Raw genomic sequence first — 9,157 nt, forward strand, 5'->3', positions numbered from 1 at the left:
GCCGCACACGCCGAGGATGCCGCCACCGCGGTGCGCTACGCCGTGGCGCACGGGCTCCGGGTGGCCGCGCAGGGCACGGGCCACAACGCCGCCCCTCTGGGCGAGCTCGGTGACACCCTGCTGCTGCGCACCGACCTCATGCGGGGTGTCACGATCGACCCGGAGCGGATGATCGCGCGGGTCGAGGCGGGAACGCTCTGGCAGCAGGTGACCGAAGCCGCCGCCGAGCACGGCCTCGCCGCGCTCGCGGGCTCGTCGGCCGACGTCGGTGTCGTCGGCTACACGCTCGGCGGAGGCGTCAGCTGGCTCGCCCGTTCGCACGGTCTCGGCGCGAACAGCGTCACGGCGATCGAGTTGGTGACCGCCGACGGCGAGTTCCGTCGTGTCGATGAGCGAGCCGACCCCGACCTGTTCTGGGCGCTGCGCGGAGGCGGTGGGGCGTTCGGCGTCGTCACGGCTCTCGAGTTCCGGCTCTACGCGATGACGAGCGTGTACGCGGGCGCCCTGTTCTGGCCGATCGATCGTGCCGCTGACGTCATGCACGCGTGGCGGGACTGGACGGTGGACCTGCCGGCATCCGTCATGACCGCGGCGCGCGTGATGACCTTCCCCCCGTTCCTCGACGTGCCCGCGCCGCTGCGCGGCCGCGCGTTCGTCATCGTCGAAGCCGTGTTGCAGGATGCCGCGGCTGCCGCCGACGCGCTCCTGGCGGAGTTGCGCCGCCTGCAACCGGAGATCGATACGTTCGCCGTCACCCCGCTGCCGGCGCTGAGCGCGCTGCACATGGACCCGCCGGGACCCGTCCCGGGGATCGGTGACGGCGCGCTGATCCGCGAACTCGATGAGCGGGCAGTGGATGCGTTCCTCAGCGTAGCGGCGACCCCTCGGGGCGGGTCGATCCTCTCGGCCGAGCTCCGACTGCTCGGCGCGGCCCTTGCCCCAGGGACCCCAGGAACCCCAGGGCAGGAGGACGGCGGTGCGGTCTCGGGTCTGAACGGCTCCCACCTGATGTTCGCGGGCGGCATGGGGGACACCCCCGAGAACGCCGCGACGGTCAGGGGTGAGCTCGATGACCTCCTCGGTGTGCTCGCTCCGTGGCGGTCCGAGTCCGACTATCTGAACTTCGCGGAGACGCCGGCACGCGCCGAGCGGCTCTACGGCGACGCGCTCCCGCGGCTGCGCGAGATCAAACAGAGGGTCGATCCGGATGACGTCATCCGCTCGAACCACCCACTGGGACGGATTCACGGGGCGACCGCACCGGCGCAGGTGGGCGCTGGAGCGGTGTCACCGAAGTAGGTGGACCATTCGACGGGGGTGAGGTCGCGTCCCGCGAGTCGACAGGCGGCGTCGAACTGCTCGTTCTGGTCGAGGCTCCAGAGCGCGACGCCTTGCGGCACGTTGACAATGATCGCGCCACCGTCCGAGCGCAGATAGCCGCCGGGCCAGAAGTCACGAGTCGACGACGGGATGCCGTCCGAAAGCGATATCCCGGATGTCGGGTCGACGAGATAGACCTTCTGGTCGTGCGTGGGCAGCAGCAGGGTCCTGGCATCGTCCGAGATCTGGGGAAAGTCGGTGGTGACCCCGCCCGGATTGGGCAGCGTTCGGATGGGGTCGAGGGTATGCGGGTCGCTCACGCGAAGTGCGTCGGAGCCGGAACTCACGATGGCGGAGCCGTCGGGGAAGGGCACCGCGCCGTTGTCGCCGTGCAAGCCCGAGGAGAGTCGTTCGCCGGTGCGCATATCGAAGACCTCGATGCGCGCCGCTCCTTGCGGATCCCAGATCCACGCGACCCCGAGGTCGCCGTCGAGAGCGTCGGCGAAGGTGACGACACGGTCTCCCGGTTCGATGAGCGGCCCGGTCGCGCGCCCCGTCGTCGGGTCATAGGGCTGGATCCAAGAGTCGCCGAAGGAGTACCCGAGGGCTCCGTTGCGGGATGCCGTGATCCCGTCGGCCCGGCCCAGTTCGAGAGGAGTCTGGCTGCCGTCGTTCAGGTTCACCAGCGTGTCCGAGTGACTCTCGATCCCGTCCCACGTGGTGGCGACGCCCGCGGCGGCCCAGCCGATGAGTGCGAGATCCGGCGACGGGCCGAGGACGGCGGTGTCGTCCCCGGCGTCCCACACCGCCCACGACGTCGGGTCGGCGGCGAGTGCTGATGTGTCGGGTGCGACCGCAGCGACGAACCGGTCGCCGTTCGGTTCGAACCCGTCCACAGCCATCCGCCCCGCGGCGATCACGTGCGACACCGGGCCGCCTCCGGTGAGGTCCCAGGTTGCGATCGATGCAGACGTGCCCGCGAACGCGATCAGGCGCGTCTCGGCTGCGTCGAGGGCGAGCACGGCGGCACCGCCGACGCCGGGGTCGTACGTGCCCTCCATGACGGTGCCGTCGGCGAGCGAGTACTCCGTGATGCGCCGCCCGCCGCAGAACAGCGAGCCGCGGGAGGCGGCGACCACAGCCGTGCTGCACTGGTTCCGTTGGGAGAGTCGGTGCGGCACGGTCCACACCGGTGCTCCCACGGCGAGGTCGACCAGAGCGATCCCGGCATCCCCGGAGGTGACGAGGGTGTTTCCGGATCCGGGCGCGACGAGCACGTTGGCGTAGCCCGGGGGAAGGGGGGCACGGGTCACGATCGCGCCGTTCGAGGCATCGATCACGGTCACACCGGCCTTGGTTCCGTAGGCGAGGCGACCACCGGCGAGTCCGTGGAGCGATGCAGCCGGTGTGACTCAATCCTGTTCGGATGCCGGGGTGACCTCTGCCGAGACCTCCGACGGCCATATCCGGACCGGTAGATCGGTCGCAGACAGCGCCCACACGGAGTTCTCCGTGGCGGTTACATCGGTGAGGCGGCTATCGATGGGTATGGTTTCGATCTCTCCTGCCGCGAGATCGACGATGTCGACCCGCGCCGCCTCTGCGCTGCCTCCTCGCCGCACCGCCAGGTTCCCCTCGGGTGACACCGCGATCTCGCCGCCGGGGGTCGGCAGGGAGATCCCGGTCGGGTCCAGCGCGCCCTCGCCGGACACCCGGACCAGTTCGGTACCGCCGACCAGGGCGATCGCGCCACCCGCCGTCACGGGCGCGGCCGCAATCTCATCGCCGCCCACGTAGTGGCGCCCGAGGTAGCCGCCGGCCGAGGTCATCGAACCCATCAGCGCGGCCCGGGAGCGCGGGTCATCCGGCCAGCGCCGGTGCATCTCGGCAGCGAGGAGTGCCGCGACGTCGCGGTCGGACTCCCGCAACGCCAGGGACGTCGCCAGGAGTCGCGCGACCTGCTCGGACTCCGCTTGCTCGGCGGCCCGGGTCGCGTTGATGCCACTGAGCACTCCGGCGCTGACGGTCGCGACAAGAAGCACCGCGACCGCGACCAACGATGTCCGCAGTCTGACATTGGTGCGTCGCTCGCGTTCCCATGCCTCGTGTGCCGCCCGGCGTTCGTGGTCCTCCCGGTCCCGGGATCGGGCGAGGAACTCGGCCTCCGAGGCAGTGAGGAACGTCGGCGTCGAGTCCGGGTCGACCGATGCCACGCGGGCCCCGCGCCACAGATCGTCGTCGGAGCGTCCGCCGTCCTCCCAGTGCGCTGCGGCATCCTCGAGCATCGCAAGGGTGCGGAGCCAGGCGGCGTCGTCGACGAGCCAGCCGTGAAGTCGGGGCCAGGCACGTGCGAGCGCCTCGTGCGCGAGTGACACGTGAGCGCCGTCGAGCACGAGGAGCCTGGCAGCAGCGAACCGGTCGATCACCGTGCGGCTGGCAGTGTCGAGCGCGACCGCGTCCATCCTCGGATGCCGTCGTACGACGGTGCCCTCGGCGGCCGCGTGGACCAGTCGTCCCATCACGGCGCGACACGCCTCGCGTGCGGCCGAATCCAGACTCTCGTAGAGACGCTCGGCCGTCCGCGACACCGCCCCGGAGATGCCACCGACGGATTCGTAGCCCAGCACGGTCAGCGTGTCACCCTCTCGGCGCACCCATGTCTCCTGAAGTGCGTGGGAAAGATGAGGCAGAGCCCCTGAGGCATCGTCGAGGTCACGCAGGATGAGCGGCGTGAGTCCGGGCTCGAGCCTGAGCCCGGATGCGACGGCCGGGCCTTCGATCGCCTGGGCCATCTCGTCGCGAGCCATCGGTCCGATGACGCTGACGCTCCCTCCGATCCGGTCGGACATCCCGGGGACCTGCAGAAGGTCGTCGAGTGAGGCCGAACGCACCGCGAGGAGCACGTGAGCGTGTTCTCGCAAGCCGTCCATGAGTGCGTCCGCCGATTGCCCCGCCCCAGCATCGAGCAGTTCTTCGATCTGGTCGATGATCAGGATGTCAACCGGATGCGCAGGGAGCGAGAACTCCGGCGCGCCCGTCAGTGTCGCGTCGCGGCCGCGGCTGCGCAGCCGCGGCAGGATCCCGGCGCGGATGAGGGATGTCTTGCCGATGCCCGACGCGCCGACGATGACATGCACGGACGAGGACAGCAGCTCCTCGATCACCTGGTCGGCGAGGCCGTCCCGTCCAAAGAACAGGGCCGATTCGGACTCGTCATACGCCTCGAGGCCGAGGTATGGACACTGCTCCTTCAGAAGCGCGGGAGGTTCCGGGAGACCGTCGCCGCGAAGCACCGCTGTCTGGAGTTCGACCAGGGCCCCGGGAAGGTCGAGCCCGAGGTCTCTCTGGAACACCCCCGACGCGCGTCGCAAGGTGCCGAGCGCGCGATCGGTTCGCCGATCGGCGAGGTGCCGGTGCACGAGCGCTACCCACATCCGCTCGTTGTAGGGATCGCGGTCGACGGCAGTTTCGAGATCGGTCACGGCGACCGTCGCCGGAGCGCTGCCCGCACGAGCGAGGAGTGTCTCCTCTTGGATGACGAGCAGACGCTCGCCAATCCGGGACGCGAAGGCGTCCCGTTCGCTCCAGCCGGCGAGGGCGGGGATCGGGTCGCCGTGCCACAGGCTCGCGGCCTCCGCCCCGAGCGAGACGGCGCGGCCGGGTTCGCCCGAGGCGACATGCCTGAGCACGCGAGCAGCCGCGTCGTCGAGGAGGTCGGCGTCGATCGTTCCCGGCGCCAGGTGGAGGCGATAGGTCGCCCCGTCGGTGTGTACGGCCCCGTCCGGGAGAACGGCGCGCAGACGGGAGACCGCACTGTGGAGCTGGTGATACCAGGTCGCGGGCTGGGCCGTCGGCCAGACCAGCGACGCGAGCTCTTCCATCGAGATGCCGTTCCCCCGTCGGACGACGAGCGCCCCCAGCACGAGTGCTTCGCGCGGCCGAACGACCGCGCCCTGGACCTCGATCGGTCCCAGCACCCGGATGAGCATGGCTCCATCGTGGGCCGTCGGGCCACACCGGTCAACGGCTTCTTCGACGGTGAGGAGCGGATGAGGAGCGCCCCCTCTACCGTGCGGATCGGCCCGGATTCCCGGGCGATCATGAAGGAGGAGTCATGAGACAGCTGAAGCTCGTGCCTGTTGTCGGACTGTGTCTGCTCATCTCGGTGACGGGCTGTTCGGGTGCTGGGGTCACCGAGCCCACTGACGATCACCCAGCAGTGCTCGACCTGCTGCGTGAAAGTCGAGTCTTGATCCAATGGCAGGGGGAGATACAGGTCTCAGATCCGCAGCCTTGGGAGCCCGAAGCGGTGGTCCGTGGTGATGTGCCGGCGGGGGAACAGCTTCACCCGCAATGGTCTCCCGACGGGAGGAGCATCGCGTTCGCCCTCGACGATGCCGATGGCACTCGAGATCTCTGGATCGTCGATGTCGCGAGCGGTACCGCCCGCGCGCTGGTCGACTGCACAGATCCATGCGTCTGGACCGACGAGCCGAGCTTCTCTCCCGACGGTACCGAGGTCGCCTACATACAGGGCGACGCCGCTGAGAACGGTGACGGCATCGGCACGGTACGCTCGGTGCCTGTTGCGGGAGGTGAGCCCCTCGTTCTGTTCACCGCAGATCCGACGGAGTATCCCTTTTCTGTCGCATGGGATCCGGCGGGCCAACGGCTCGCTGTTGAGGTGGACCGGTTCGCCAGCGCGGGCGTCCATGAGGAGCGCATGACCGGCAGCGCGATCGCCATCCTCACGCGGGAAGGCTCCGTGTCGTACCTCACCGACATGGCGGACGGCTTCTCCTACCCTGCCTGGTCGCCCGACGGAATCAGCATCCTGATGTCGGCGCCGGGCGACCTGTGGACGATGCCCTCGTCGGGTGGGGAACCGACGCGGTGGACCCGCCTCCAAGACGACGGCGGTCGCGCACTGCAGGGTTCCTATAGTGCCGACGGCGCCGTGATCGTCTTCGTGGTCGAGGAACCTGTCGGCAGCACGCCGACGGTGGCCGTCATGTCGGCGGAAGGAGGAGAGCACGTCACGCTCGGCCCCGGCACCCACCCGCGGCTGCGCCCGTGAGCCGCGCGGCCACTCGCCGCCGGTCAGGAGCTCGGCAGCGGCAGTCGGGCGATGACCGCCCACCCCTCGGCGGCGGGGCCGATCGCGACGGTGCCGCCCAGTTCTTCGACGCGATCGGTGAGGGAGCGGATGCCGACCCCCGGCCGATACGACGAGGGTGGGCGTCCGTCGTCTTGGACGGTGAGTTCGAGCGTGCCGTCGTCGGCGGTCAGTGAGACCGCGATCCGGGTGCCGTCGGAGTGGCGGTGGGCGTTGGCGATGCCCTCGACGGCGACGCGATAGGCCGCCAGCTCGACCGCCGGCGAGAGCTCGGGCAGGTCGCCCACGGTGAGATCGACGGTGAGTCCGGCCTGGTGTGTCGCCTGTTCGCGCAGCGCGCCGACCAATCCGTGCCCGTCGAGGGCGACCGGGCGAAGCCCATACACGACGCGGCGCACCTCGGTGAGCGCATCGCCCACGTCGTCGCGCGCCTGCGCGAGCAGCAGCTCCGCGCGTTCCGGCTCGGCCGAGACGACGTTGCGCGCCGCGTCGAGGTGTAGCGCCGCGCTCGTGAGGGTGGGACCGAGTCCGTCGTGCAGGTCGCGGTGCACGGTCTTGCGCTCCAGTTCGCGGGCCTCGGCGGTCTGAGCCCGCGCGTCGCGCAGCTCGGCGACAAGTCGTTGTTCGCGGATCAGCAGTCCGATCGCGGGGGTGAGCAGCTGCAGCGTCCGGCGGTCGGCGTCGTGGAGTTGCCGCTCACCCGCCCGCAGCGTCACCGTCAGTGCCACGTCGCCGCCGAGCGAGAGCGTCTCGTGCGCGGCGTCGCGAGGCTCGGCACCGCGTCGGTCGTCCCCGTCCCCGTGCCGGTCATGCCCGTCCCCATCCCCGTCCCCGTCCACCGCCACGACCCGCGACCCTTCCGTCACCGCGAGTCGCGGCATCCGCAGCGCCGTTCGTAACTCGTGCAGCACGTCCTCGAGCGAACCCGCGGCACCGCTCTCTCCGATGCCGGCGCCCACGCGACCCGCCGTTCCCGCGGGGTCGTCGCGCGTGCCGAAGAAGAGTCGCCCGACCGCCCGCTGCACCAGCAGCCGCAGCGGGTCGAACACGAGGGCGACGGCGACGGCGGCGCCGATCGCGACCGCACGGTCGGCGCCCTGCGGCACCACGAGGGTGAGCCCGGCGACGAGCCCGGCGTAGAGTGCAACGACCGCCGCGATGACGAGCCCGTAGACGACGGTGCGCGACAGCACGAGCCGGATGTCGAGCAGGCGCTCGCGCACGATCGCGATTGCGATCGCGACCGGCAGCAGCCCGGCGCTGAGGAGCAGCAGGATCGGTCCGTCGCCCGTGATCCAGCGCTGCGAGTTCAGCGCGAGCATCGCGAGCACGGCGAGGATGAGCCACAGCAGCTGACGACGGGTCTGCGCGTCGCCGCGCACGTAGCGCACGAGGAGCGAGGTCACGACGGCGGCCACGATCGTCAGCGACATGATGAGGTTGCCGACGTCGAACACGGCGACCGGCGCACCCTCTACCGCGAACAGCGAGGTTGTGCCGGGTTCGCCGTTGACGGACGGCCCCGGGGTGATCGCGGTGGTCACGACGCTCCAGGCCGTGAACGTGACGATGAGCCACGCCAGCCAGGCCCAACGGGGGGAGGGGAGGCGCCCGTCGGGGAACAGCAGCAGCGCGAGAAAGAAGAGCGCGGGCAGACCGATCATCCACGCGACGAGGAACAGGGTTGCAAGCACCCTCGTGACGGGTTCCGGCCAGCCCGCGGCCAGTCCGATGGTCCCGATCGGTGCGATCGCGGCCGAGACGAGGTGTCCTGCGCCGGCGACCGCGAGCAGCGCGCCGACGGCGTTGCGCGGCCGGAACCACGCGATGAACAGCCCGGGGCCGGCGAGCGCCACCCCGACGACGGTGTTCGTGAAGGTGTACGACGAGACGTACGTGTCCCACGACCATCCCGCGATGACGGATGCCGAGACAGACGCGACCGTGAGCGCCACCACCACGCCCGCCACCACGACGACGACGGTGCGCGACCTGGTCACGTCCGCCCACCCATCCCCGCCTCGCGGGCGCGAACGATCGCCTCGGCACGCGTGGCGACGCCGAGCTTGAGGAAGATCGCGGAGACATGATTGCCGACGGTTTTCGGCGCGAGCGTGAGTCGCTCCGAAATCGCCGTGTTGGACAGGCCAGCGGCAATGAGGTCGGCCACGTCGCGCTCGCGGGGCGTCAGCTGCGGCAGGGGGCGTGCCGTCGGTTCGGGCGTGACCCGTCGGAGCACGCGCGAGGCGACATCCCGACTGAAGATCGCGCCGCCGGCGGCGACGGCGCGGATGGCGCGTTCGATCTCGTGCTGCTCGGCTCCCTTCAGCAGGTAGCCGCGCGCGCCCGCCGCGAGAGCGTCGGCGACGAGGGCGTCTTCATCGAACATGGTGAGCACAAGGACGGCGACGTCGGGATAGTCCGCGACGATGCGGCGCGTCGCCTCGACGCCGTCGAGTCGCGGCATCCGCAGATCCATCACGACGACGTCGGGCCGGGTCAGCGCGACCTCGCGCACCGCAGCCTCCCCGTCGCCCGCCTGCCCGACGACCTCGATGCCGGGCAGCGTCTCGAGCAGCGCGACGAGCCCGCTGCGCACGACCGGATGATCGTCGGCGAGCACGATCCGCGTCACCTGAGCGTCTGCCATGGCTCGATTGTGCCGTGCGGCGTCGCCTGACCCTAGGGGTGCGGCCCCCGGGTGGGCCGGGAGAATCTCCC

Annotated in this window: 6 protein-coding genes; 2 read left to right on the forward strand and 4 right to left on the reverse strand. The window is 70.6% G+C overall.

Translation table 11 applies throughout. The features are described 5' to 3' along the window. On the forward strand, positions 1–1,299 hold a 1,299-nt coding region (locus WBP48_RS11305), incomplete at its 5' end, for an FAD-binding protein (protein ID WP_424440464.1). On the opposite strand, the gene WBP48_RS11310 is transcribed toward WBP48_RS11305, so the two are convergent. Both WBP48_RS11310 and WBP48_RS11315 read right to left on the reverse strand, forming a co-directional pair. After that, entirely contained in the window at positions 1,245–2,666 is a 1,422-nt protein-coding gene (locus WBP48_RS11310) for a hypothetical protein (RefSeq protein ID WP_424440466.1), read from the reverse strand. The genes WBP48_RS11305 and WBP48_RS11310 overlap by 55 nt on opposite strands. Positions 2,667–2,732: 66 nt before the next feature. Beyond that, positions 2,733–5,309: a BTAD domain-containing putative transcriptional regulator gene (locus WBP48_RS11315; protein WP_424440468.1), complete on the reverse strand. Its 2,577-nt coding sequence runs from the start codon at positions 5,307–5,309 to the stop codon at positions 2,733–2,735. Positions 5,310–5,434: 125 nt separating this feature from the next. Between WBP48_RS11315 and WBP48_RS11320 the strand changes: the two genes are divergently transcribed. After that, the gene (locus WBP48_RS11320) at positions 5,435–6,397 is read left to right on the forward strand and encodes a TolB family protein (RefSeq protein ID WP_424440470.1); all 963 of its coding nucleotides are present in this window, start codon (positions 5,435–5,437) and stop codon (positions 6,395–6,397) included. A gap of 23 nt (positions 6,398–6,420) precedes the next feature. Here the strand turns inward: WBP48_RS11320 and WBP48_RS11325 are convergent, their stop codons facing one another. Both WBP48_RS11325 and WBP48_RS11330 read right to left on the reverse strand, forming a co-directional pair. Next, positions 6,421–8,436, reverse strand: coding sequence for a sensor histidine kinase (locus WBP48_RS11325; protein ID WP_424440472.1), 2,016 nt, complete (start codon positions 8,434–8,436; stop codon positions 6,421–6,423). Then, positions 8,433–9,086, reverse strand: a complete 654-nt coding sequence (locus WBP48_RS11330) for a response regulator (RefSeq protein WP_424440474.1) — start codon at positions 9,084–9,086, stop codon at positions 8,433–8,435. Before WBP48_RS11330 ends, WBP48_RS11325 begins: the two co-directional genes overlap by 4 nt. Between the last annotated feature and the right edge of the window lie 71 nt (positions 9,087–9,157).

Source organism: Microbacterium sp. (genome assembly GCF_049661145.1).
In the GTDB taxonomy this organism is placed as follows: Bacteria; Actinomycetota; Actinomycetes; order Actinomycetales; family Microbacteriaceae; genus Microbacterium.

Bases quoted from the DNA above. Each gene is read 5' to 3' on its own strand.
- WBP48_RS11315 (WP_424440468.1), bottom strand. From the start codon at position 5,309: ATGCTCATCCGGGTGCTGGGACCGATCGAGGTCCAGGGCGCGGTCGTT.
- WBP48_RS11320 (WP_424440470.1), top strand. From the start codon at position 5,435: ATGAGACAGCTGAAGCTCGTGCCTGTTGTCGGACTGTGTCTGCTCATC.
- WBP48_RS11330 (WP_424440474.1), bottom strand. From the start codon at position 9,086: ATGGCAGACGCTCAGGTGACGCGGATCGTGCTCGCCGACGATCATCCG.